Below are 21,611 nucleotides of genomic sequence, written 5' to 3' on the forward strand. Positions count from 1 at the left end.
CATGAACGAGACCGAGCAGTTGCTGGAGCAAGTGACCGAACGCGTACGAGACTCCGTGCGCGACCACGGCAAGCCCCTTCCCGTACCGCTGGGGGCGGGGGAGGGCGACCGGGCCGCGCACCGGCTGGGCTTCGCCCTCCCACCCCTGCTGGCCGCGCTCTACACGCGCGTCGGCGACGGCGGATTCGGGCCCGAGTACGGACTGCTGCCGCTGCGTCAGGCCATGGCGGAGTACGAGGCGGGCCGCGCGTCCGACTGGGGCTGGCCCGAGGGCGTCCTGCCCATAGCGGACCTCGGCTGCGGCATGTACGCCTGTGTGGACTGCCGCTCCGAGAGCGCCGGCGTCCTGCTCTTCGAGCCCAACCCCGGGGATCCCGGCCTCGCCTGGTACCACCTCTCCCCGAGCCTGGGGCACTGGCTCCGCGACTGGCTCGACGGAACCGGCTGGTTCCGGGAGGAAGAGGAATGGGGCGAGGAGGAGATGGAGCAGGGCCTCTGGGCGGAGTTCAGCTCCCGGATGTGAAACGGCCCCGCACCGCGTAGGCCAGCGCCCCCAGCGCCAGAACCGCCGCACCCGTGACCGCCGAAGCGGCGGGCAGCGTGCAGGCCAGCAGCACACAGCCGGACAGCCCCGCCGCTGCCACGGCACGACCCTTGACATCTGAACCGAGAGTCCATGCGGAGGCGTTCGCGATCGCGTAGTAGGCCAGCACTCCGAAGGAGGAGAAGCCGATCGCGCCCCGCAGATCGGCGGTGGCCGCGAGCACCGCCACCACCGCGCCCACGGCCAGCTCCGCGTGGTGCGGCACCTGATGCCGGGGATGCACGGCGGCCAGCGCGCGCGGCAGATGCCCGTCCCGGGCCATCGCCAGCGCGGTCCGCGACACCCCGAGCACGAGGGCCAGCAGAGAGCCCAGCGCGGCCAGCGCCGCACCCACCCGGACGACCGGGACCAGTTCGGGCCGGCCGGCCGCCCGCACCGCGTCGGCCAGCGGGGCGGACGACCCCGCCAGGGCGCCGGCACCGAGCACCGACAGCGCCGCCACCGCCACGGCGGCGTACACCAGCAGGGCGATCCCCAGCGCGATCGGCACCGCGCGCGGGATCGTGCGCTGCGGATCGCGCACCTCCTCACCCAGGGTGGCGATCCGGGCATAGCCCGCGAAGGCGAAGAACAGCAGGCCCGCGCCCTGCAACAGCCCGGCGGCCCCGCCCCACCCCCCGCCGGCCAGCCGCCCGGAGTCCGCCGCGCCGGAACCCAGGCACACCACGACGACCCCGGCCAGCACCGCCAGCACGGCCGCCACGATCAGCCGCGCGATCCGGGCCGACTTCCGCACCCCGCCGTACCCCGCCGCGGTCAGCGCCACCACCGCCGCCACGGCCACCTCGTGCTCCCGCCCCGGCCACACGTACGCCCCGACGGTCAGCGCCATCGCGCCGCAGGAGGCCGTCTTGCCGACGACGAACCCCCAGCCGGCCAGGTACCCCCAGAAGGGGCCCAGCCGCTCGCGCCCGTACACGTAGGTCCCGCCGGAGGCCGGATGGCGGGCGGCGAGCCGCGCCGAGGAGTGCGCGTTGCAGTAGGCCACGAGGGCCGCCACCGCCAGGGCGGCCAGGAGCCCGCCCCCCGCCGCGCGCGCCGCCGGGGCCAGGGCGGCGAAGATGCCGGCGCCGACCATCGCGCCGAGTCCGACCACGACGGCGTCGGACACCCCCAGGGTGCGCTTGAGCTCGTTGTCCACGGGCGGGAGGGTAACCGCCCTAGATGACGCCCTCCCTGCCGGGCAGCGGCATCCGCGTGCGCTCCCAGCCCTCCAGCGCGGTCAGGCAGGCGTGGTCCAGGTGCCGCAGCCCGCTGAGGTCGAGCCGCACCGCCGGGCCGTGGGGCAGGGCCTCCAGGGAGTCCAGCAGCTTGGGCAGCCGCAGGAAGCTGGCGTTCCCCACCACCCGCACGCACAGCTCCTCGCCCTCCCACACCTCCTCGACGTGCACGTGGGAGGTCTCCCAGGCGGCCTTGGCCACGGCGAGGCCCAGCCCGACCAGCACCCCCTCGAACAGGCTGGTGGCCAGGATCGAGACGGCCGTCACCACCAGCACCACCGCCTCGCCCCGGTGCGTGCGCCACAGGGCGGCCACCGCCCGCGCCGGCAGCAGCTTCCAGCCCGCGTGCAGCAGCACCCCGGCGAGCGCCGCCAGCGGCACCACCTCCAGCAGCTGCGGCAGCGCCACCGCGAACAGCAGCAGCCAGCCGCCGTGCAGGATCCGGGAAGCCCGGGTGCGCGCCCCGGCCTCCACGTTGGCGGAACTGCGCACGATGACGGCGGTCATCGGCAGGGCCCCGAGCAGCCCGCACACAGCGTTGCCGAAGCCCTGGGCGACCAGCTCGCGGTCGTAGTCGGTCCGCGGCCCGTCGTGCATCCGGTCGACGGCGGCGGCACTGAAGAGGGTCTCGGCGGAGGCGATCAGCGCGAGCGCCACCACGGTCCCCAACGCCCCGACGGAGGCCAGCGCGCCGAAGTCCGACCAGCCCGGCGGCGCCACGGCGTCCAGCACCCCGGTCACCCGGACGGTCTCCACCGGCAGCCGCAGGGCCGCCGCCGCGGCGGTGGCGGCCGCGACCCCCACCAGCGCCCCCGGCACCACCCGCAGCCGGGCCGGCGCCCGCCGCCACAGCACCAGGACGGCGATGGTCCCCGCCCCGAGCGCCACGGCGGCCCAGTCGGCCTGCGCCCCGAGCTCGTGCACCCCGCCCAGCTTGGCCAGGGTCTTCCCGGGAGCCGGCACCCCGCCCAGGGCGTAGAGCTGCCCGGCGATCAGCACGAGCCCGATCCCGGCCAGCATCCCGTGCACCACGGCCAGGGAGATCGCCCGGAACCACCGCCCGAGCCGCAGCGCGCCCAGCCCCAGCTGGACCATCCCCGCCGCCAGCACGAGGACCCCCAGCGCGGGCAGGCCGTAGGTGCCCACGGCCTCGTAGACGAGCACGGTCAGCCCGGCGGCGGGCCCGCTGACCTGGAGGGAGCTGCCCCGGAACCAGCCGGTGACCAGCCCTCCCACCACCCCGGTGACGATCCCCAGCTCGGCCGGTACGCCGGAGGCGACGGCGACCCCGACGCACAGCGGCAGCGCCACCAGCGCGACGACGACGGACGCCCCGAGGTCCGCTCGGAAAGTGCCGGCCCCAGGCATGCGGGTACCCCCTCGTGAGGACGGTGACGGATGCCACCCAGCCTGTGGGGCGCGCCCGGCCGCGCCCAGTGGCCACCGGGGGGCCGGACGGGAGCGTGCGCCGTTCACGCCCGGCACACACCACGGGCGCCGAAACGGCGAAGGGCACAACGCGGGCGCCCGCCGGGAAAGGCCCCGGCGATCCGCCCCCGTTGTGCCCCACGGGGTCCGACCAGTGACGTACGCGCAGGTCAGCGGTAGTTCACGAACTGGATGGCGAAGTCCAGGTCCTTGCCCTTCAGGAGGGCCTGGACGGCCTGGAGGTCATCGCGGCTCTTGGAGCTGACGCGCAGCTCCTCGCCCTGGACCTGGGCCTTGACGCCCTTGGGGCCCTCGTCGCGGATCATCTTGGCGACCTTCTTGGCGTTCTCCTGGGAGATGCCCTCCTCGATCGACGCGAAGATCTTGTACTCCTTGCCGGACAGCTGCGGCTCGCCGGCGTCGAGCGCCTTCAGCGAGATGCCGCGCTTGACCAGCTTGGTCTCGAACACGTCGAGGACGGCCTTGACGCGGTCCTCGGAGTTCGCCTCCATCAGGATCTTGTCGCCGGACCAGGCGATCGACGCGCCGGTGCCCTTGAAGTCGTAGCGCTGCGAGAGCTCCTTGGCGGCCTGGTTGAGGGCGTTGTCGACCTCCTGCCGCTCGACCTTCGAGACGATGTCGAAACTGGAGTCGGCCATGTGCTGTGGCTCCTTGAAGTCGGCTGTGGTGTGCCCCGGAGGGCCGCGGCCGGACATCCCCGGCCCGCTCCGCAAAGCCTAGCCACCGCACCCGTGTGAGGCGCTGATCAATCCGGTGGCGAAGCACCCCCGTACATCGGGTATCGTTTACGTCGTTGCCAAGGAACAACGCCGAAAGGCGGAGGAACCCAGGCGACATCCCATGGCGGTGTGCCCGAGTGGCCAATGGGAACGGACTGTAAATCCGTCGGCTCTGCCTACCCAGGTTCGAATCCTGGCGCCGCCACGCGAGTGGAACCCCCGTTCATCTGCGGAAACGCAGTGAGCGGGGGTTTCTTCGCATAGCCGCGGACGGGCTAGGGAGCGGTCACCGTCAGGTGGTAGGTCGTGTCGACCCAGAAGCCGTTGGCCGCCGCCGCGTCGATCTCCAGGACGAACTGGCCCGCCGGGAGCGGGTCCAGAGCACACCACAGCCCCCAGGCGACCTGGGGTATCCCCAGGACGGGGAACGGCTTCGAGGTGAACTCGCGCAGGGGCAGCGGAGAGCTGTTCAGCGCCGCCGACGCCCGCGTCGTCTCCAGCCGCCACGGCTTCGTCAGGAACGGCACCGCCGGGCGCCGGGTGTTCAGCACGGGGAAGAACAGCGGACGCCCCGTCGGAACCTCGCACCGGCGCACCACCCGGCCGCCGTAGGTGCCCGCCAGGAACCACAGGTCCCCGGGCTGCCGCCGCCCGGCGTACGCGCCGGTGGAGTCCGCCACCGGGTTCTCCTCCTGCGGGGCCGACAGCACCCACTTCCACCACCGGGCCGCGAGCCGACCCCCCTCGGCCGCGCCGACCTGCCAGTTCCCGTCACCCATGCCGTGTCCCGGTCCCCCCTGCGGCCGCCCCCTGCGGCCGGATCGCGGTGACCCTATCGGCCCCCACCGCGCACCGAACCGGGCGGCCGGTCGTTCAGGGGGCGTGAGATGGACTTCGGACACACGCGGAAAAGCCGCGGGCGGGGTACTGGCGGCCCTGCTCGGTGCCGGGATCCCGGCCCTGGTCGGGGCGGCGCTGCACGGCCACGCGGGGGAGCCCTACCGGGAGACGCGGCTGTACTTCGGCACCCAGCGCACCGACGGCCGCCCGCCCGTCGCGAAGGGCGAGTTCATGCGCTTCCTGGACCGCGAGATCACCCCGGACTTCCCCGAGGGCCTCACCCTCCGGGACGGGTACGGCCAATGGCGCGGCGAGGACGGCACGATCGTCCGCGAGGCCTCCTACGAAGTCGTGCTGCTCTACCCCGAGAAGGAGGCCACCGCCCGCGGCGACCGCGTCGAACGGATCCGGCGCGCCTACGAGGAGCAGTTCCGCCAGGACTCGGTGGGACGCTCCGACGACGAGCTGGAGGCCGATTTCTGACGGGCCGCCGGCCGGGCGGTACGGCCTCAGTTGCCGGCCACGTCCTTCACGGCGACCGCGACCGGCGTCGAACCCGACAGCAGCTCCAGCGTCAGACCGGCCGTCGCCGGAGTCTCCACCAGCTCGGCGAGGACCGCCGCCACGTCGTCGCGCGTCACACTGCCCGGCCCGGTGCGCGCCTCCAGCCGGACCAGCCCCGTACCGGGATCGTCGGTCAGCACGCCCGGGCGCACGATCGTCCACTCCAGACCGAGCCGCGTCCGCAGGTGGTCGTCGGCCTCGCCCTTCGCCCTCAGGTACGCGTCGAAGACCTCGCCCCCCTCGTGCCGGGCGTCCGACCCCATCGAGGAGACCATCAGGAAGCGGCGCACCCGGGCCCGTTCGGCGGCGTCGGCGAACAGCACCGCCGCGCCCCGGTCCACGGTCTCCTTGCGCGCCGGACCGCTGCCCGGACCGGCCCCGGCCGCGAACACCGCCACGTCCGCGCCCTGCAGGATGCCCGCCACGTGCTCGACGGAGGCCGACTCCAGATCGCACAGCACCGGTTCGGCGTCGGCCTCGCGCAGATCGGCGCCCTGTTCCGGGTCCCGGACGATCCCGGCGACCTCGTACCCGCGCGCGGCGAGCAGGCGCTCCAGCCGCAGCGCGATCCGACCGTGTCCACCCGCGATGACGATGCGCATGTCCCGACCGTACGACGACCGGGCCCCGCCCGCCCGCGAACGCCCGGGCGCGTTCAGGGGCCGGGCTCCATACGGCCCTGCCGGGGCAGGTCCAGGGCCACCGCGACCGCCGAGTCGCAGTACTCCCGTACGGCACTCGTCCGGGCTACCACCCGGCCCCGGTGGATCACGATCCGGCTGTAGGCCAGCGACAGCACCCCGGCGATCCGCTCCCCGCGCACCGCGAGCAGCTCCGCCGGGAAGCCCGCCTCCACCCGGACCTCCGGCAGGGCCATCACCTCGCGGGCGGCGGCGCTGACCGACGCGTACGCCTCGGCGGCGCGCAGCCCGCCCTGGGAGGCCAGCAGGTAGGCGGCCTCCAGGGGGTCGCCCCGCCCGACCGGGTTCCCCGCGTCCCGCAGCGCCCCGCTCCCGGCGGCGACGCGGACCCCGGCGGCGCGCAGGAGGCGTACGGGGGCGGTGCGCAGGCCGCGCCGCTCCAGCGCGGCGCAGTCGCCCTGGGGCAGGCAGGTGACCCGTACGCCGGCCGCCGCGAGCTGGTCCGCGGCGCGGGAGGCGGCGTCCAGCGGGAGCCGGGACAGGCCGCCGCAGGGGCCGATGGTCACCCCGGGCCGCAGCCCCCCGGCCATCGCCGCCAGCCGGGCGAGGCGGCCGGGGTCGTCACCGTCCGTGTGCAGGTCCACGGGGCAGCCGTGCTCGGCGGCCAGCTCCAGGACCGCCTCGACGAAGCCCGTGGGGTCGGGGTCCAGGTCGGGGCAGCCGCCGATCACCGAGGCGCCCATCTTGACCGCGTCGCGCAGCATCGCGAGCCCGTCGGCGCCGGCCACCCCGGTCAGCAGCCGGGGCACGGCGACCGTGGTCAGGTCGGTGAGCCCGCGCAGGGAGCGGCGGGCCTGGAGGGAGGCCTCCAGCGGGCCCAGCCCGTGCACGTCGCCGATCCGGACGTGGGAGCGCACGGCGGTGGCGCCGTGCCCCAGCTGGAGCAGCGCCGCCTCGGTGGCCCGGCGCTGCACCTCGTCGGGGGCGTACGAGACGGGTCCCTCGCCGTCGGCGGTGAGGGCGGTGTCCCCGTGGGCGTGGGGTTCGGCGGGGGCGGGCAGGAGCAGGTAGCCGCGCAGGTCGACCCGGGCCAGTGCGGGGGCGGGGAGGCTGCCCGCCGTGCCGACGGCCTGGATGCGGCCCCCGCCGAGCCGGACGTCGACGGTGCGGCCGTCGGTGAGCCGGGCCCCGGTGAGCAGGAGTCCCGTCTGCGGTTCCGCCTCGGGCGCGCCGCCGCCGGGGGCGCGGGCCGGGCTGCGCCCCGAGCCTTCGGCCGGACCGCGGCCGGGGCCTTCGGCCGGACCGCGCCCGGAGCCCCCGGACGCGCTGCGGCCCGGCCCCCCGGAGCCCCGGGACGGCCCGCCCGCGGAGCCCTTGGGCGGACCGCCGCCGGGACCGCCTCCGTGCCCCGCGCCGTGCCCCGTGCCGTGGCCGCCGCCGTGACTCGTGCCGTGCCCCGTGCCGTGGCCTCCGCCCGGGCTTGCCCCCGTGCCTCCGCCGGTGGCGCCGGACGGGCCCCCCGCCGGGTTGCGCGGGGAGGGGGAGGGCTGCTGCGGCTGGCTGTCGGACATCGCGCTCCTGCGGGGGGCTCGGGCGGTTCCTGAGCCGTGGCCGCAGCCCGCGGCCCAAGATCACGCAGCGTGCTCAGAGCCTAGGGCGCGGGGCTCTCCGGTTCGCGGAAGAGGCAAATAGTCGTACCGGTGTGGTGCCCGCACGCCCCGGAGTCCACGGCCGCGCCCGCGCGCGGCGGCCGCGCCTGTGACCCCGGCCACAAAAAGGCGCGATTGTGGCTCCAGGGGCGCCCGAGCTGGATCGGGAAAGACCTGCCGAGGTCTTCCGAGCCCAGTCCCCCCAAAGGATTTGGGCGATCGGCGCGCAACCGTGTAATGTCTTCCTCGCTCGCCCCAATAGCTCAGTCGGTAGAGCGTCTCCATGGTAAGGAGAAGGTCTGCGGTTCGATTCCGCATTGGGGCTCTGGTGAGAGAGGTTCCCCACCCTCGGGTGGGGAACGGATCTCATCAAAGCGGCGTAGCTCAGTCGGTAGAGCAAGCGGCTCATAATCGCTGTGTCACCGGTTCAAGTCCGGTCGCCGCTACCAAACCTAGTAGCCGATTGCGGGGTCGGTCTCCCGATCGGCTACTCTTTTATGCGTTCATCCGTCCCATAGTCCGTCAAGGAGCACTCACGTGGCTGCCACCGACGTCCGCCCGAAGATCACGCTGGCCTGCGTGGAGTGCAAGGAGCGGAACTACATCACCAAGAAGAACCGGCGTAACAACCCGGACCGCATGGAGATGAAGAAGCACTGCCCGCGCTGCAACTCGCACACCGCGCACCGCGAGACCCGCTAATCACTGGCGAAGTCTCCACATAGGCACAGTCACGAGGTCGTCCCCTTCCAGGGGGCGGCCTCGTGTCGTTTCCGCACCGGTTCCTTGATCCGGAGTCCGTTCAACAGGAGGTAGTGAGCCATGGCCCTCGACCAGAGCTTCGTGGGGCGGACCTACCCGCCCACCGACCCCTACGAGGTCGGGCGGGAGAAGATCCGCGAATTCGCGGTCGCGGTGGGTGACGCCAATCCCGTCTACACCGACCCCGAAGCCGCCAAGGCGCTCGGCCACCAGGACGTGATCGCCCCCCCGACCTTCGTGTTCGCCATCACCTTCGCGGCGGCGGGCCAGGTCGTCGAGGACCCCCAGCTGGGCCTGGACTACAGCCGCGTCGTGCACGGCGACCAGAAGTTCGCCTACGTCCGCCCCGTGCGCGCGGGCGACCGGCTCACCGTGACCTCCACCATCGAGGCCGTCAAGTCCCTCGCCGGCAACGACATCATCGACATCCGCGGCGAAGTCCACGACGAGTCCGGCGAGCACGTGGTGACCGCCTGGACCAAGCTCGTGTCCCGCGCCCCCGAGGAGGCCTGAGATGACCGCCCAGATCCAGTACGCCGACGTCGAGGTCGGCACCGAGCTCCCGGCGGCGTCCTTCCCCGTGACCCGCGCCACGCTCGTCCGCTACGCCGGCGCTTCGGGCGACTTCAACCCGATCCACTGGAACGAGCGGTTCGCCAAGGAGGTCGGGCTGCCGGACGTCATCGCGCACGGCATGTTCACGATGGCTGAGGCGATCCGCGTCGTCACCGACTGGGTCGGCGACCCGGGCGCGGTGGTCGAGTACGGCGTCCGCTTCACCAAGCCGGTCGTGGTCCCGAACGACGACCAGGGCGCCCTGATCGAGGTCACCGCCAAGGTCGCCCAGAAGCTGGACGACAACCGGGTGCGGGTCGACCTGACGGCGATGAGCGCCGGCCAGAAGGTCCTGGGCATGTCCCGCGCGGTGGTCAGGCTGGCCTGAGCGGCCACCCGGCCGCCCGCCCACCCGGCCGCCCGGGGGCGGGTGGACGGGCCGATGGCCGACGGTTCGACGGGCCGACGGACCGACGGGCCGAGGCGCGGGGAGGCCCCCCGCGCCCCCGCGCCGCCGCGCCGCCCGTCCGGTACCCGCGCACCACACCCCTTGACTTAGTTAGTGATTGAGCACTAACTTTCTGCCCATGGCAAGGATGAGTGCGGACGAGCGACGCGAGAGCGTCATCCGCGCCGCGATCCACGAGTTCGCGTGCGGCGGCTACTACGGGACCTCCACCGAGGCGATCGCCAAGCGCGTCGGGGTCTCGCAGCCGTACCTCTTCCGGCTCTTCCCGGGCAAGAAGGCCATCTTCATGGCCGCCGCCGGCCGGTGTCTGGAGAGCACCCGCAGGGTGTTCGCCGAGGCCGCCGACGGGCTGCACGGGGAGGAGGCCCGCTCGGCCATGGGCGAGGCGTACGTCCGGCTGATCGCCGAGGAGCCGGAGATGCTGCAGATGCAGCTCCAGATGTACGTCACCGTCGCCGCCGCCGAGGCCGCCGGGGACCACGAGCTCGGCGAGCTCGTACGAGCCGGATGGCTGGAGCTGTGGGACACCGTCGGCATCCCGCTCGGCGACGTCCGGGAGACCACGGCCTTCATGGCGCAGGGGATGCTCATCAACACCCTGTCCGCCATGGGGTTCCCGTCGGGCCACCGGATCTGGCACGGCTTCCCGGGCGGCGTCGACAAGGCGGCCGGCGCGGCCGGCCCGGGCGGCGGCCGCACGGTGTGACACGCGGGGCCCGGGCGGCCCCGCGTCCTTCTGCCCATCAAAGTTAGTCAGCAATAACTAACAACCGCTCCAGGGGGAAGCATGACCCAGCAGAAACTCGGACCGTCCGCGGTCTGGGCCCTCGTCCTCACCGGCGCCGCGAGCTTCATGGCCGCCCTCGACAACCTCGTCGTCACCACCGCCCTCCCCGCCATCCGCGCCGACCTCGGCGGCGGCCTGGAGGACCTCGAATGGACGGTGAACGCCTACACCCTGACCTTCGCCGTCCTGCTGATGTTCGGCTCCGCCCTCGGCGACCGCTTCGGCCGCCGCAGGCTCTTCACCGCCGGCCTCGCCCTCTTCACCGCCGCCTCCGCCGCGGCGGCCCTCTCTCCCGACATAGAACGGCTGATCGCCGCCCGCGCCGTCCAGGGCGCCGGAGCCGCCGTCATGATGCCGCTCAGCCTCACCCTCCTCACCGCCGCCGTCCCCGCCGCCCGGCGCGGCACCGCCCTCGGGATCTACGGGGCCGTCACCGGCCTGGCCGTCGCCTCCGGCCCCCTCATCGGCGGCAGCCTCACCGAACACATCTCCTGGCAGTGGATCTTCTGGCTGAACGTGCCCATCGGCCTCGCCCTGATCCCGCTCGCCCGGATCCGCCTCGCCGAGTCCAGCGTCCCGCGCGCCCGCCTCGACGCCCCCGGCACCCTCCTCATCAGCGGCGGCCTCTTCGGCATCGTCTACGGCCTGGTCAACGCCAACGCCCACGGCTGGACCAGCGCCCCCGTCCTCACCGGGCTCATCGCCGGCGCCGTCCTCGTCGCCGGCTTCGTCCGCCACGGCCTGCGCAGCGCCGACCCCGTCCTGCCCATGCGGCTCTTCCGCGACCGCGGCTTCCTCGGGATCAACCTCGCCAGCCTGCTGATGTACCTCGGCATGTTCGGGTCGATCTTCCTGCTCAGCCAGTTCCTCCAGGGCGTCGCCGGCTACTCGCCCACCGAGGCGGGCCTGCGCATGCTCCCCTGGACCGGCATGGGGATCGTCGTCGCCCCGGTCGCCGGGATCCTCGCCGACCGGATCGGCGGCCGTCCCGTCGTCGCCGCCGGCCTGACCCTCCAAGCCCTCGGCCTCGGCTGGTTCGCCCTCGTCCTGAGCCCCGACGTCTCCTACGCCGCCCAGCTCCCGGCCCTCGTCCTCAGCGGGATCGGCATGTCCCTGTACTTCGCACCGGCCAACCACGTGCTCATGTCCACCGTGGCCCCCGCCGACCAGGGCAAGGCCTCCGGCACCAACAACGCCCTCCGCGAGGTCGGCGGAGCCCTCGGCGTGGCCGTCCTCGCCTCCGTCTTCTCCGCCCACGGCGGCTACCGGACCCCGCAGACCTTCACCGACGGCACCGTCCCCGCCCTGTGGATCGGCGCCGCCGCCATCGCCCTGGCCGCCGCCCTGACCCTGCTCCTCCCGCGCCGGGCCAAGACCGCCCCCGCCACGGCGGACCCGGCCGCCGCCCCGGTCCGCGTCGGCTGATCCCATCCGTGCAATGTAGTACCCAAACTCAAGCAGAGACTATTACGATGCGTGCGACCCGAAGAGGTTGAGCGCCCCCACCCGCAAGCCTGATCCGTGCAGAGGAGACCCGTCATGCCCGACATCCCCTGGTCCACGCCCACGCAGGCCGCCCCCGACGCCGAGGTCTACGTCATGGCCTCCCGCTTCGAGACCGCCACCCTCGCCGGCGCCCTCAAGTTCTTCCTCAAAGCGCCCGGCATCATCCTCCAGATCCGCAAGGCCCCCGGCGCCCACGGCGTGGCCCTCCGCGCCCGCGTCTTCCGCCGCACCTTCCTCACCCTCTCCGCCTGGGAGGACCGGGACGCCCTCTACCGCTTCGCCCGCAGCGAGCCCCACCGCTCCAGCTCCCGCGCCGCCAGCGCCTACATGAGGGAATCCGCCTTCACCTACTGGACCGTTCCCGCCGCCGAACTCCCCCTCACCTGGGCCGAGGCCGAGCGGCGCCTGGCCGAGCAGAACCAGGGCCACTGAGTGCCCCGCCGGGATGCGAGGGGGACGGACCGTACTCTTGTCCACGTGCAGGAACTCCACGACGCCCCCCTCGCCCCGCTGACCACCTTCCGCCTCGGCGGCCCCGCGGCCCGGCTGGTCACCGCGACCACCGACGCCGAGGTGATCGAAACCGTCCGCGCCGCGGACGCGAGCGGCACCCCGCTCCTGGTCATCGGCGGCGGCAGCAACCTCGTCATCGGCGACGGGGGCTTCGACGGCACCGCCCTGCGCATCGCCACCACCGGCTTCACCCTCGACGGCACCACCCTGGAGCTCGCCGCCGGCGAGAACTGGAGCGACGCCGTCGCCCGCACCGTCGAGGCCGGCCTCGCGGGCATCGAGTGCCTCGCCGGGATCCCCGGCTCCGCCGGCGCCACCCCGATCCAGAACGTCGGGGCGTACGGCCAGGAGGTCTGCGACACCATCACCGAGGTCGTCGCCTACGACCGCACCACCGGCGAGACGGTCACCCTGACCGCCGCCGAATGCGCCTTCCGCTACCGCAACAGCCTCTTCAAGGACCGGCCCGACCGCTACGTCGTCCTGCGCGTGCGCTTCGCCCTGGAGGACGCCGGCGGCCTCTCCGCGCCGATCAAGTACCCCGAGACGGCCCGCGCCCTCGGCGTGGAGGCCGGCGACCGCGTCCCCGCCGCCACCGCCCGCGAGACCGTCCTGCGCCTGCGCGCCGGCAAGGGCATGGTGCTCGACCCCGCCGACCACGACACCTGGTCCGCCGGCTCCTTCTTCCACAACCCGATCCTGACCGACGAGGCCTACGCCGCCTTCCTCGTCCGCGCCCAGGACCGCCTCGGCCCCGACACCGCCCCGCCCGCCTACCCGGCCGGCGAGGGCCGTACGAAGACCAGCGCGGCCTGGCTGATCGACAAGGCCGGCTTCACCAAGGGCTACGGCACCGGACCCGCCCGCATCTCCACCAAGCACACCCTCGCCCTCACCAACCGCGGCGAGGCCACCACCGAGGACCTGCTCACCCTGGCCCGCGAGGTCGTCGCCGGGGTCCGCGAGGCCTTCGGCGTCACCCTCGTCAACGAGCCGGTGACGGTCGGCGTCCGCCTCTGAGATGAACTGCCCCCTGCACGGGGCCGGTACGGACCCCACGCGCCTGGTGGGACGCCAGATCAGCCGTGTCGTCGCGTCCTGGCACATCTGCGAGGGCGAACGCTCCGAGGCCCCCCTCGACGTCTGGCTGATCGACAGCGCGGGCGAATCCACCCGGATCACCACCGGGTCCGACTGGTGCCTCATCGTCGAGTCCGCCCCGCCCCACGAGCCCTACGACATGGGGGAGTGGGGCCGCGTCGAGGTCGGCGAGGACCTCGGCGAGCACCCGTTCCTGCGCCACCTCGGCCAGACCGTCGAATCGGTCGCCGAGTTCGCCCTGCCCGAGCAGGGCCGCACCCACCTGGAGATCGGCTTCCCCGACGGCCGCCGGGTCCGGGCCGACTGCCACGACGGAGACCTGCGGCTCACCCGCTGAGCCAGTGCTCGATCCCGTCGAGCAGCTTCGCCTTGACCTCGTCCGGCGCCGCCGAACCCCGCACCGACTGCCGGGCCAGCTCCGCGAGCTCCGCGTCCGTGAAGGCGTGGTGGCGCCGCGCGATCTCGTACTGGGCCGCCAGCCGCGACCCGAAGAGCAGCGGGTCGTCCGCGCCCAGCGCCATCGGCACCCCGGCCTCGAAGAGGGTGCGCAGCGGGACGTCCTCGGGCCGCTCGTAGACGCCCAGCGCCACGTTGGACGCGGGGCAGACCTCACAGGTGATCTGCCGGTCCGCGAGCCGCTTCAGCAGCCGGGGGTCCTCGGCCGCCCGGACGCCGTGCCCGATGCGGGAGGCGTGCAGGTCGTCGAGGCAGTCGCGGACCGAGGACGGGCCGGTGAGCTCGCCGCCGTGCGGGGCCGCCAGCAGACCGCCGTCACGGGCGATCGCGAAGGCCCGGTCGAAATCGCGCGCCATGCCCCGGCGCTCGTCGTTGGAGAGCCCGAAGCCGACGATCCCCCGGTCGGCGTAGCGGACGGCCAGCCGGGCGAGCGTACGGGCGTCCAGGGGGTGCTTCATCCGGTTCGCGGCGATCAGCACCCGCATCCCCAGGCCCGTCTCGCGGGAGGCCGCGTCCACGGCGTCGAGGATGATCTCCACGGCCGGGATCATGCCGCCCAGCAGCGGGGCGTACGAGGTGGGGTCGACCTGGATCTCCAGCCAGCCGCCGCCGTCCCGGACGTCCTCCTCGGCGGCCTCGCGGACCAGCCGCTGGATGTCCTCGGGCTCGCGCAGGCAGGAGCGGGCGGCGTCGTAGAGCCGCTGGAAGCGGAACCAGCCGCGCTCATCGGTCGCCCGCAGCTTGGGCGGCTCCCCGGCGGTCAGGGCGTCCGGCAGCCGGACGCCGTACTTGTCGGCCAGCTCCAGCAGGGTCGACGGGCGCATCGAGCCGGTGAAGTGCAGGTGCAGGTGGGCCTTCGGCAGAAGCGTGAGATCGCGTACGTGCTCCATCTGGTGATCCTGCCGCATCGGTCACCCGATTGGCAGCGCATTACCTGAACGGGACGTTGCCCGAACACGAATATGACCCCGCACGCGCCGGAGCGGCGCCGCCCCGGGGTGGGGTGACGCCGCTCCGGAGGGTTCGTGCTTACGCCTTGGCCTCGGCCAGCAGGTTCTGGATCCGGGTCACGCCCTCGACCAGGTCCTCGTCGCCCAGGGCGTAGGACAGGCGCAGGTAGCCCGGGGTGCCGAAGGCCTCGCCCGGGACGACCGCGACCTCGGCCTCGTCCAGGATCAGCGCGGCCAGCTCGACGGAGGTCTGCGGGCGCTTGCCGCGGATCTCCTTGCCGAGCAGCTCCTTGACCGACGGGTACGCGTAGAACGCGCCCTCGGGGGTCGGGCAGAGGACGCCGTCGATCTCGTTGAGCATCTTGACCATCGTCTGGCGGCGGCGGTCGAAGGCCTTGCGCATCTCCGCCACGGCGTCCAGGTCGCCCGAGACGGCGGCCAGCGCGGCCACCTGGGCCACGTTGGAGACGTTGGAGGTGGCGTGCGACTGCAGGTTCGTCGCGGCCTTGATGACGTCCTGGGGGGCGATGACCCAGCCCACGCGCCAGCCCGTCATGGCGTACGTCTTGGCCACGCCGTTGACGATGATGCACTTGTCGCGCAGCGCCGGCACGAGCACGGGGAGCGAGGTGAACTTCGCGTCGCCGTAGACCAGGTGCTCGTAGATCTCGTCGGTCAGCACCCACAGGCCGTGCTCGGCGGCCCACTCGCCGATCGCCTTCGCGTCGGCCTCGCTGTAGACCGCGCCCGTCGGGTTGGACGGGGAGACGAACAGGACGACCTTGGTGCGCTCGGTGCGCGCCGCCTCGAGCTGCTCGACGGAGACCCGGTAACCGGTGGTCTCGTCGGCCACGACCTCGACCGGGACACCGCCGGCGAGACGGATCGACTCCGGGTAGGTGGTCCAGTAGGGGGCCGGGACGATGACCTCGTCGCCCGGGTCGAGGATCGCCGCGAAGGCCTCGTAGATGGCCTGCTTGCCGCCGTTGGTCACCAGGACCTGGGCCGCGTCCACCTCGTAACCGGAGTCGCGCAGCGTCTTGGCCGCGATCGCCTTCTTGAGCTCGGGCAGGCCGCCCGCCGGCGTGTAGCGGTGGAACTTCGGGTCGCGGCAGGCCGCGACCGCCGCCTCGACGATGTAGTCCGGGGTCGGGAAGTCGGGCTCGCCCGCGCCGAAGCCGATCACCGGGCGCCCGGCGGCCTTGAGGGCCTTGGCCTTGGCGTCGACGGCGAGGGTCGCGGACTCGGAGATGGCGCCGATACGGGCGGACACCCGGCGCTCGGAGGAAGGCGTTGCAGAGGTCATGCGGCCAATCGTCCCAGACGCTCCGGAGCCCCCGCACAACGTTTCAGTCACCGGACGGAGCAGGTCCGGATGTTCTCTGTTCGACGTCAGGCCCAGGAACACGTATGCTCTGCTGCTGTTGGTCCTCACCAAACGCCCCGGGGCGTGAGCACACAGTGCACTCGTCCGGATGCGGTAGGTTGGGGAGCGCAAAGGGTCGTAGCTCAATTGGTAGAGCACTGGTCTCCAAAACCAGCGGTTGGGGGTTCGAGTCCCTCCGGCCCTGCTCCACACTCCTTCTCGGATGTGTGCGCAGGTACGTATTTCGATGCAACGCCGTGCGGCGCAACCGGGCGCGGCTACGGCCACGACCCGGATTCAGGTGAGAGACGTGACGGACGCCCTGGGCTCCATCGACATGCCTGATGCCGACAGCGACACTCACGAGAAGAAGGCCCGCAAGGGCGGCAAGCGCGGGAAGAAGGGCCCCCTGGGCCGCCTCGCGCTTTTCTACCGTCAGATCGTCGCGGAACTCCGCAAGGTCGTCTGGCCCACGCGCAACCAGCTCACGACGTACACCACCGTGGTGATTGTCTTCGTCGTCATCATGATCGGTCTGGTGACCGTGATTGACTATGGGTTCCAGGAAGCCATCAAGTTCGTCTTCGGCTGATCCCCGCGGAGGGCGGCGCCTTGATGGGTGCCGCCCCTTTTCGCATGTTCCACCACCTTTTGTATCCAGGAAGAAGCAGCCACCGTGTCTGACCCGAACCTGAACGCGAGCCACGACTCCGTCGAGTCCGTCGAGGACGAGCTCGACATCGTCGAGGCGGCGGACGCTGTGGACCCCGACGAGGTTGAGCTCGCCGACGCCGAGGCCGGCATCGCCGCCGAGGAAGCCGCGCTGCACGTCGAGGACGAGGCCGCCGAGGCCGACGAGGACGAGGTCGACGCCGAGGAAGCCGACGAGGACTCCGAGGACGAGGACTCCGAGGACGAGGGCGACGTCGAGGACGCCGTCGAGGCCGAGGACGCGGAGGAGGCCGAGGAGGCCGCTCCCGCCGAGCCCGTCGACCCGATCCAGGCCCTCCGCGACGAGCTGCGCCTGCTCCCCGGCGAGTGGTACGTGATCCACACCTACGCGGGCTACGAGAAGCGCGTGAAGGCGAACCTGGAGCAGCGTGCCGTCTCGCTGAACGTCGAGGAGTTCATCTACCAGGCCGAGGTGCCCGAGGAAGAGATCGTCCAGATCAAGAACGGCGAGCGCAAGAACGTCCGGCAGAACAAGCTGCCCGGCTACGTTCTCGTCCGCATGGATCTGACGAACGAGTCCTGGGGCGTCGTCCGCAACACCCCCGGTGTCACCGGCTTCGTGGGCAACGCGTACGACCCGTACCCGCTGACCCTGGACGAGATCGTCAAGATGCTCGCCCCGGAGGCGCAGGAGAAGGCCGCCAAGCAGGCTGCCGAGGAGGCCGGCCTGCCCGCGCCCGCCGTGAAGCGCACCATCGAGGTCCTGGACTTCGAGGTCGGCGACTCGGTCACCGTCACCGACGGCCCGTTCGCGACGCTCCAGGCGACGATCAACGAGATCAACCCGGACTCGAAGAAGGTCAAGGGCCTCGTCGAGATCTTCGGCCGCGAGACCCCGGTCGAGCTGAGCTTCGACCAGATCCAGAAGAACTGATCTTCTGAGCGACGCTTCCGAAACAGGTCAGACCAGCCCGAAAAAGGCGGTCTGACCTGCTCGGTTTTTAGCCCCGCACCCATACCCGTTATCGTGGTGCGGTATGCCTCCATCCGGATGACCGGACGGACGGCTGAAAACTCTCACTAGGACCCGGAGAGAGCAATGCCTCCCAAGAAGAAGAAGGTCACGGGGCTTATCAAGCTCCAGATCAAGGCCGGCGCGGCCAACCCGGCTCCGCCGGTCGGCCCCGCGCTCGGTCAGCACGGCGTCAACATCATGGAGTTCTGCAAGGCCTACAACGCCGCGACCGAGTCGCAGCGTGGCATGGTCGTGCCGGTGGAGATCACGGTCTACGAGGACCGTTCCTTCACCTTCATCACCAAGACGCCGCCGGCCGCGCGCCTCATCCTGAAGCACGCCGGCATCGAGAAGGGCTCCGGCGAGCCGCACAAGACCAAGGTCGCGAAGCTCACGCGTGACCAGGTCCGTGAGATCGCCACGATCAAGATGCCCGACCTCAACGCGAACGACCTGGACGCCGCGGAGAAGATCATCGCCGGCACCGCCCGTTCGATGGGTGTCACGGTCGAGGGCTGATTTCGCCCCTCGCAGTTCCCCAGTGGTAGGGCCAAGCGCTGGTCCGTACCACGACTCCATGCCTGAAGCACTTACACAGGAGCAGAAGTGAAGCGCAGCAAGACTCTCCGCGCTGCGGACGCCAAGGTCGACCGGGAGAAGCTGTACGCCCCGCTCGAGGCCGTCCGTCTCGCCAAGGAGACCTCCGCCACCAAGTTCGACGCCACCGTCGAGGTCGCCTTCCGCCTGGGTGTCGACCCGCGCAAGGCCGACCAGATGGTCCGCGGCACCGTGAACCTCCCGCACGGCACCGGCAAGACCGCCCGGGTCCTGGTCTTCGCGACCGGTGACCGTGCTGCGGCCGCGGAAGCCGCCGGCGCCGACATCGTCGGCGACGACGAGCTGATCAACGAGATCGCCAAGGGCAACCGCCTGAACGAGTTCGACGCCGTCGTGGCGACCCCGGACCTCATGGGCAAGGTCGGCCGCCTCGGCCGCGTGCTCGGTCCGCGTGGTCTCATGCCGAACCCGAAGACCGGCACCGTCACCATGGACGTCGCCAAGGCCGTCACCGAGATCAAGGGTGGCAAGATCGAGTTCCGCGTCGACAAGCACTCGAACCTGCACTTCATCATCGGCAAGGTCTCCTTCTCCGATGAGCAGCTGGTCGAGAACTACGCGGCGGCCCTGGACGAGATCGTTCGTCTGAAGCCGTCCGCCGCCAAGGGCCGCTACATCAAGAAGGCCGCCCTCAGCACCACGATGGGCCCCGGCATCCAGCTGGACTCCAACCGCACCCGGAACCTCCTCGTCGAGGAAGACCCGGCCGCGGTCTGAGCCTGACGGCTCGCCATCACGGCTGAACCGGCCCCCCGCCTCCCTCACGGGAAGCGGGGGGCCGGTTTCGTTTGTCCCCCGGAGCCCGAAATCCCGTGCGACTTTCCCGTCTCTTTACCGTATGGTCAGACGGTTGATCGATTACAAGGGGTGGGGACTCCATGCTGAAGCACCACAAGACCACCATGGCCGCGCTGGCGGCCGTGCTGCTCGTCGGCGGGGCCACGACCGCCTGTGAGGGCGGCAAGAAGGACGACGGGGGCAAGGCGGGGGCCGCGCAGTCCGCGGCGCCGTCCACCGGGGCGTCCGCGGCCGGCAAGCCGGCCCAGGGGGCCGCGGACGCCGCGCCGGCGGCGTACCTGGAGAAGGTGAAGAAGAACTCCGAGGAGATCACCTCCCTCCGCTACACCATGACCGGTACCGCGCAGGGCCAGCCGGTCAACGCCGACGTCTCGCTGCGCATGAAGCCGTCCGTGGCCATGTCCATGAAGATGTCCGCGCCGGGCGAGGACAAGGCGGCGGAGATCCGCCTCCTCGACGGGGTCATGTACATGGGCTCCGAGGGCGCGTGGCTGAAGTTCGACATGAAGAGCGCGGACCCCAACGCCGCCAAGCAGCTGGACAGCCTCGGCGCCGGCTCCGGCGCCGCCGCCGAGAACCCGGGCGACCGCGCCGGTGACCTCCTGGGCGCCAAGGACCTCAAGACCGTCGGCGAGGAGACCATCGACGGCGTGAAGACCAGGCACGTCTCCGGCACGGTCTCCATCGAGCAGATGCGGGCCTCCCTCGCCGCCCTCACTCCCGAGGCCAAGGAGCGCCAGGAGAAGTCCATCCAGAAGATGGAGGGCGAGGGAATCAAGAGCATGAACATGGACATGTGGATCGACGAGAGCAACCACACCAAGCAGTTCCGCACCCGCGCCGAGTCGGCCAAGGGCCCCATGGACATGACGATGAAGTTCCTGGACTACAACAAGCCGGTCGACATCGCCGCCCCGCCGGCCGACCAGGTCATGGACTTCGGCGCCAAGGGCTCCGGCCAGGGCTGAGGCATCGCCTCCGGACCCGTCGGGGGGCGGGTCCGGAGGCCGATTTGCTCCAGGTCGCATGCTTCACGTACGCTTCCACAGAAGCCAAAGACCGCTGGTCGTTGCCGTGCTCGTAGAGGGTATGGCGGCCGAAGGATCCGCTACTGCGGACGACCCGCGCAGGTGACTGTGGAATCGTTCCCGGAATTTTCCGGTTGAGCTACGCCCTGACGCCTGCGTCGGGGCGTTTTGTATGTCAGCCCCTTCTGAGCGGTCCTCATCACCCGGAAGGAGGCCGACGCTCTATGGCAAGGCCCGACAAGGCTGCCGACGTAGCCGAGCTTGAGGACAAGTTCCGCAGCTCGAACGCCGTTGTGCTGACCGAGTACCGGGGTCTCACCGTGAAGCAGCTCAAGACGCTGCGTCGTTCGCTCGGTGAGAACGCCCAGTACGCCGTGGTGAAGAACACGCTGACCAAGATTGCGGCGAACAACGCCGGGATCACCTCGCTCGACGACCAGTTCACTGGTCCGACGGGTGCCGCCTTCATCACCGGTGACCCGGTGGAGTCGGCCAAGGGTCTTCGTGACTTCGCCAAGGAGAACCCGAACCTGATCATCAAGGGCGGTGTCCTTGATGGTAAGGCGCTGTCCGCCGATGACATCAAGAAGCTTGCGGACCTCGAGTCCCGCGAGGTTCTGCTCAGCAAGCTGGCCGGCGCGTTCAAGGGCAAGCAGTCCCAGGCTGCCTCGCTCTTCCAGGCGCTGCCGTCGAAGTTCGTCCGCACTGCGGAAGCGCTTCGCGTCAAGCTCGCCGAGCAGGGCGGTGCCGAGTAATTCGGCTCGCGCACTGATCCACGCCGCCTAGTGCGTGGGTCGTAGCGGGCCGTTACGCCCGCCTCTCTAGACATATCGGCACCTGCCGAATTAGTGGAAGGATCGCCCATCATGGCGAAGCTCTCTCAGGAAGACCTCCTCGCCCAGTTCGAGGAGATGACCCTCATCGAGCTCTCCGAGTTCGTGAAGGCCTTCGAGGAGAAGTTCGACGTCACCGCCGCCGCGGCCGTCGCCGTCGCCGCCCCGGGTGCCCCGGGCGCCGGTGCCGCCGCCGAGGTCGAGGAGAAGGACGAGTTCGACGTCATCCTCACCGGCGCCGGCGACAAGAAGATCCAGGTCATCAAGGTCGTGCGCGAGCTGACCTCCCTGGGTCTGAAGGAGGCCAAGGACCTCGTCGACGGCACCCCGAAGCCGGTCCTCGAGAAGGCCAACAAGGAAGCCGCTGACAAGGCCGCTGAGGCCCTCAAGGCCGCTGGCGCCTCCGTCGAGGTCAAGTAACACCTCTGAGGCCGTCTGACGGCCTCAACCAAGGGCGATCACCCGTAAGGGTGGTCGCCCTTTGGCGTATTCGCAG

25 protein-coding genes and 4 tRNA genes are annotated in these 21,611 nt (G+C 71.6%); 21 read left to right on the forward strand and 8 right to left on the reverse strand.

Annotated features, from left to right (window positions below; translation table 11 throughout):
* Window position 1 precedes the first annotated feature (1 nt).
* Entirely contained in the window at window positions 2-523 is a 522-nt protein-coding gene (locus tag AB0O29_RS18080) for an SMI1/KNR4 family protein (protein WP_365152756.1), read from the forward strand.
* Here AB0O29_RS18080 and AB0O29_RS18085 read toward each other — a convergent pair.
* From AB0O29_RS18085 to AB0O29_RS18095, 3 genes are all read right to left on the reverse strand, one after another.
* Window positions 507-1,745, reverse strand: a complete 1,239-nt coding sequence (locus AB0O29_RS18085; protein WP_365152758.1) for an APC family permease — start codon at window positions 1,743-1,745, stop codon at window positions 507-509. The genes AB0O29_RS18080 and AB0O29_RS18085 overlap by 17 nt on opposite strands.
* 19 nt (window positions 1,746-1,764) lie before the next feature.
* The gene (locus tag AB0O29_RS18090; RefSeq protein WP_365152760.1) at window positions 1,765-3,192 is read right to left on the reverse strand and encodes a SulP family inorganic anion transporter; all 1,428 of its coding nucleotides are present in this window, start codon (window positions 3,190-3,192) and stop codon (window positions 1,765-1,767) included.
* A gap of 230 nt (window positions 3,193-3,422) precedes the next feature.
* A complete protein-coding gene (locus tag AB0O29_RS18095) occupies window positions 3,423-3,911 on the reverse strand; it encodes a YajQ family cyclic di-GMP-binding protein (protein WP_365152762.1) in 489 nt (162 codons plus the stop codon).
* A 204-nt stretch (window positions 3,912-4,115) separates the two neighbouring features.
* On the opposite strand from AB0O29_RS18095, the gene AB0O29_RS18100 reads away from it, so the two are divergent.
* Window positions 4,116-4,197: transfer RNA gene (locus tag AB0O29_RS18100), tRNA-Tyr, on the forward strand.
* A 70-nt stretch (window positions 4,198-4,267) separates the two neighbouring features.
* Here AB0O29_RS18100 and AB0O29_RS18105 read toward each other — a convergent pair.
* Window positions 4,268-4,771, reverse strand: a complete 504-nt coding sequence (locus AB0O29_RS18105) for a hypothetical protein (protein ID WP_365152764.1) — start codon at window positions 4,769-4,771, stop codon at window positions 4,268-4,270.
* A gap of 103 nt (window positions 4,772-4,874) precedes the next feature.
* Between AB0O29_RS18105 and AB0O29_RS18110 the strand changes: the two genes are divergently transcribed.
* Window positions 4,875-5,315 carry a DUF3574 domain-containing protein gene (locus tag AB0O29_RS18110; RefSeq protein ID WP_365152766.1) on the forward strand — a complete coding sequence of 147 codons (441 nt, stop codon included), beginning with the start codon at window positions 4,875-4,877 and terminating at the stop codon, window positions 5,313-5,315.
* Between the two features lie 26 nt (window positions 5,316-5,341).
* Here AB0O29_RS18110 and AB0O29_RS18115 read toward each other — a convergent pair whose 3' ends face one another.
* Both AB0O29_RS18115 and AB0O29_RS18120 read right to left on the reverse strand, forming a co-directional pair.
* Window positions 5,342-5,998, reverse strand: coding sequence for an SDR family oxidoreductase (locus AB0O29_RS18115; RefSeq protein WP_365152768.1), 657 nt, complete (start codon window positions 5,996-5,998; stop codon window positions 5,342-5,344).
* Window positions 5,999-6,051: 53 nt separating this feature from the next.
* On the reverse strand, window positions 6,052-7,608 hold the full coding sequence (locus tag AB0O29_RS18120; RefSeq protein WP_365152770.1) for an amidohydrolase family protein: 1,557 nt from the start codon (window positions 7,606-7,608) through the stop codon (window positions 6,052-6,054).
* A gap of 330 nt (window positions 7,609-7,938) precedes the next feature.
* Here AB0O29_RS18120 and AB0O29_RS18125 point away from each other — a divergent pair.
* From AB0O29_RS18125 to AB0O29_RS18170, 10 genes are all read left to right on the forward strand, one after another.
* A tRNA-Thr gene (locus tag AB0O29_RS18125) sits at window positions 7,939-8,011 on the forward strand.
* Between the two features lie 48 nt (window positions 8,012-8,059).
* A tRNA-Met gene (locus tag AB0O29_RS18130) sits at window positions 8,060-8,135 on the forward strand.
* 88 nt (window positions 8,136-8,223) lie between these two features.
* Window positions 8,224-8,388: a 50S ribosomal protein L33 gene (gene rpmG / locus AB0O29_RS18135; protein WP_007265873.1), complete on the forward strand. Its 165-nt coding sequence runs from the start codon at window positions 8,224-8,226 to the stop codon at window positions 8,386-8,388.
* 120 nt (window positions 8,389-8,508) lie between these two features.
* Window positions 8,509-8,961 (forward strand): MaoC family dehydratase N-terminal domain-containing protein, encoded by a 453-nt coding sequence (locus AB0O29_RS18140; RefSeq protein WP_365152772.1) that lies wholly within the window; start codon window positions 8,509-8,511, stop codon window positions 8,959-8,961.
* A 1-nt stretch (window position 8,962) separates the two neighbouring features.
* Window positions 8,963-9,391, forward strand: a complete 429-nt coding sequence (locus tag AB0O29_RS18145; protein WP_365152774.1) for a MaoC family dehydratase — start codon at window positions 8,963-8,965, stop codon at window positions 9,389-9,391.
* A 199-nt stretch (window positions 9,392-9,590) separates the two neighbouring features.
* A complete protein-coding gene (locus AB0O29_RS18150) occupies window positions 9,591-10,178 on the forward strand; it encodes a TetR/AcrR family transcriptional regulator (RefSeq protein WP_365152776.1) in 588 nt (195 codons plus the stop codon).
* Window positions 10,179-10,259: 81 nt separating this feature from the next.
* A complete protein-coding gene (locus AB0O29_RS18155) occupies window positions 10,260-11,684 on the forward strand; it encodes a DHA2 family efflux MFS transporter permease subunit (protein ID WP_365152777.1) in 1,425 nt (474 codons plus the stop codon).
* 114 nt (window positions 11,685-11,798) lie between these two features.
* Window positions 11,799-12,197, forward strand: coding sequence for a DUF3291 domain-containing protein (locus AB0O29_RS18160; RefSeq protein WP_365152779.1), 399 nt, complete (start codon window positions 11,799-11,801; stop codon window positions 12,195-12,197).
* Entirely contained in the window at window positions 12,198-13,298 is a 1,101-nt protein-coding gene (locus tag AB0O29_RS18165) for a UDP-N-acetylmuramate dehydrogenase (protein WP_365152781.1), read from the forward strand. It begins immediately after the preceding gene.
* A gap of 1 nt (window position 13,299) precedes the next feature.
* Window positions 13,300-13,716, forward strand: a complete 417-nt coding sequence (locus AB0O29_RS18170; RefSeq protein ID WP_365152783.1) for a hypothetical protein — start codon at window positions 13,300-13,302, stop codon at window positions 13,714-13,716.
* Here the strand turns inward: AB0O29_RS18170 and AB0O29_RS18175 are convergent.
* The gene (locus AB0O29_RS18175) at window positions 13,706-14,725 is read right to left on the reverse strand and encodes an adenosine deaminase (RefSeq protein ID WP_365152785.1); all 1,020 of its coding nucleotides are present in this window, start codon (window positions 14,723-14,725) and stop codon (window positions 13,706-13,708) included. The two genes, AB0O29_RS18170 and AB0O29_RS18175, sit on opposite strands and share 11 nt — an antisense overlap.
* 139 nt (window positions 14,726-14,864) lie before the next feature.
* The gene (locus AB0O29_RS18180) at window positions 14,865-16,091 is read right to left on the reverse strand and encodes a pyridoxal phosphate-dependent aminotransferase (protein WP_365152787.1); all 1,227 of its coding nucleotides are present in this window, start codon (window positions 16,089-16,091) and stop codon (window positions 14,865-14,867) included.
* 192 nt (window positions 16,092-16,283) lie between these two features.
* On the opposite strand from AB0O29_RS18180, the gene AB0O29_RS18185 reads away from it, so the two are divergent.
* From AB0O29_RS18185 to rplL, 8 genes are all read left to right on the forward strand, one after another.
* Window positions 16,284-16,356: transfer RNA gene (locus AB0O29_RS18185), tRNA-Trp, on the forward strand.
* A gap of 105 nt (window positions 16,357-16,461) precedes the next feature.
* Window positions 16,462-16,743 carry a preprotein translocase subunit SecE gene (gene secE / locus AB0O29_RS18190; protein WP_365152789.1) on the forward strand — a complete coding sequence of 94 codons (282 nt, stop codon included), beginning with the start codon at window positions 16,462-16,464 and terminating at the stop codon, window positions 16,741-16,743.
* A gap of 84 nt (window positions 16,744-16,827) precedes the next feature.
* Window positions 16,828-17,757, forward strand: a complete 930-nt coding sequence (nusG, locus tag AB0O29_RS18195; protein WP_365152791.1) for a transcription termination/antitermination protein NusG — start codon at window positions 16,828-16,830, stop codon at window positions 17,755-17,757.
* 165 nt (window positions 17,758-17,922) lie between these two features.
* Window positions 17,923-18,357, forward strand: a complete 435-nt coding sequence (gene rplK / locus AB0O29_RS18200; protein WP_351878424.1) for a 50S ribosomal protein L11 — start codon at window positions 17,923-17,925, stop codon at window positions 18,355-18,357.
* 87 nt (window positions 18,358-18,444) lie between these two features.
* Complete coding sequence (rplA, locus tag AB0O29_RS18205) at window positions 18,445-19,173, forward strand: 50S ribosomal protein L1 (RefSeq protein WP_365152793.1); 729 nt, start codon at window positions 18,445-18,447, stop codon at window positions 19,171-19,173.
* A gap of 161 nt (window positions 19,174-19,334) precedes the next feature.
* Window positions 19,335-20,222 (forward strand): LppX_LprAFG lipoprotein, encoded by an 888-nt coding sequence (locus AB0O29_RS18210; RefSeq protein ID WP_365152795.1) that lies wholly within the window; start codon window positions 19,335-19,337, stop codon window positions 20,220-20,222.
* Between the two features lie 284 nt (window positions 20,223-20,506).
* A complete protein-coding gene (gene rplJ, locus AB0O29_RS18215; protein WP_042818555.1) occupies window positions 20,507-21,037 on the forward strand; it encodes a 50S ribosomal protein L10 in 531 nt (176 codons plus the stop codon).
* Window positions 21,038-21,148: 111 nt separating this feature from the next.
* Window positions 21,149-21,535, forward strand: a complete 387-nt coding sequence (rplL, locus tag AB0O29_RS18220) for a 50S ribosomal protein L7/L12 (RefSeq protein WP_365152797.1) — start codon at window positions 21,149-21,151, stop codon at window positions 21,533-21,535.
* The last annotated feature ends 76 nt before the right edge of the window (window positions 21,536-21,611 follow it).

Origin of the sequence: Streptomyces sp. NPDC089915 (assembly GCF_040684675.1) — a bacterium.
In the GTDB taxonomy this organism is placed as follows: domain Bacteria; phylum Actinomycetota; class Actinomycetes; order Streptomycetales; family Streptomycetaceae; genus Streptomyces.

Bases quoted from the DNA above. Each gene is read 5' to 3' on its own strand.
- AB0O29_RS18160 (WP_365152779.1), top strand. From the start codon at position 11,799: ATGCCCGACATCCCCTGGTCCACGCCCACGCAGGCCGCCCCCGACGCC.
- rplL (WP_365152797.1), top strand. From the start codon at position 21,149: ATGGCGAAGCTCTCTCAGGAAGACCTCCTCGCCCAGTTCGAGGAGATG.
- AB0O29_RS18150 (WP_365152776.1), top strand. From the start codon at position 9,591: ATGGCAAGGATGAGTGCGGACGAGCGACGCGAGAGCGTCATCCGCGCC.
- AB0O29_RS18175 (WP_365152785.1), bottom strand. From the start codon at position 14,725: ATGGAGCACGTACGCGATCTCACGCTTCTGCCGAAGGCCCACCTGCAC.
- AB0O29_RS18170 (WP_365152783.1), top strand. From the start codon at position 13,300: ATGAACTGCCCCCTGCACGGGGCCGGTACGGACCCCACGCGCCTGGTG.
- AB0O29_RS18095 (WP_365152762.1), bottom strand. From the start codon at position 3,911: ATGGCCGACTCCAGTTTCGACATCGTCTCGAAGGTCGAGCGGCAGGAG.
- AB0O29_RS18145 (WP_365152774.1), top strand. From the start codon at position 8,963: ATGACCGCCCAGATCCAGTACGCCGACGTCGAGGTCGGCACCGAGCTC.
- AB0O29_RS18180 (WP_365152787.1), bottom strand. From the start codon at position 16,091: ATGACCTCTGCAACGCCTTCCTCCGAGCGCCGGGTGTCCGCCCGTATC.
- AB0O29_RS18105 (WP_365152764.1), bottom strand. From the start codon at position 4,771: ATGGGTGACGGGAACTGGCAGGTCGGCGCGGCCGAGGGGGGTCGGCTC.
- AB0O29_RS18120 (WP_365152770.1), bottom strand. From the start codon at position 7,608: ATGTCCGACAGCCAGCCGCAGCAGCCCTCCCCCTCCCCGCGCAACCCG.
- AB0O29_RS18140 (WP_365152772.1), top strand. From the start codon at position 8,509: ATGGCCCTCGACCAGAGCTTCGTGGGGCGGACCTACCCGCCCACCGAC.
- rplJ (WP_042818555.1), top strand. From the start codon at position 20,507: ATGGCAAGGCCCGACAAGGCTGCCGACGTAGCCGAGCTTGAGGACAAG.
- AB0O29_RS18210 (WP_365152795.1), top strand. From the start codon at position 19,335: ATGCTGAAGCACCACAAGACCACCATGGCCGCGCTGGCGGCCGTGCTG.
- AB0O29_RS18155 (WP_365152777.1), top strand. From the start codon at position 10,260: ATGACCCAGCAGAAACTCGGACCGTCCGCGGTCTGGGCCCTCGTCCTC.
- rplK (WP_351878424.1), top strand. From the start codon at position 17,923: ATGCCTCCCAAGAAGAAGAAGGTCACGGGGCTTATCAAGCTCCAGATC.
- AB0O29_RS18115 (WP_365152768.1), bottom strand. From the start codon at position 5,998: ATGCGCATCGTCATCGCGGGTGGACACGGTCGGATCGCGCTGCGGCTG.
- AB0O29_RS18080 (WP_365152756.1), top strand. From the start codon at position 2: ATGAACGAGACCGAGCAGTTGCTGGAGCAAGTGACCGAACGCGTACGA.
- AB0O29_RS18090 (WP_365152760.1), bottom strand. From the start codon at position 3,192: ATGCCTGGGGCCGGCACTTTCCGAGCGGACCTCGGGGCGTCCGTCGTC.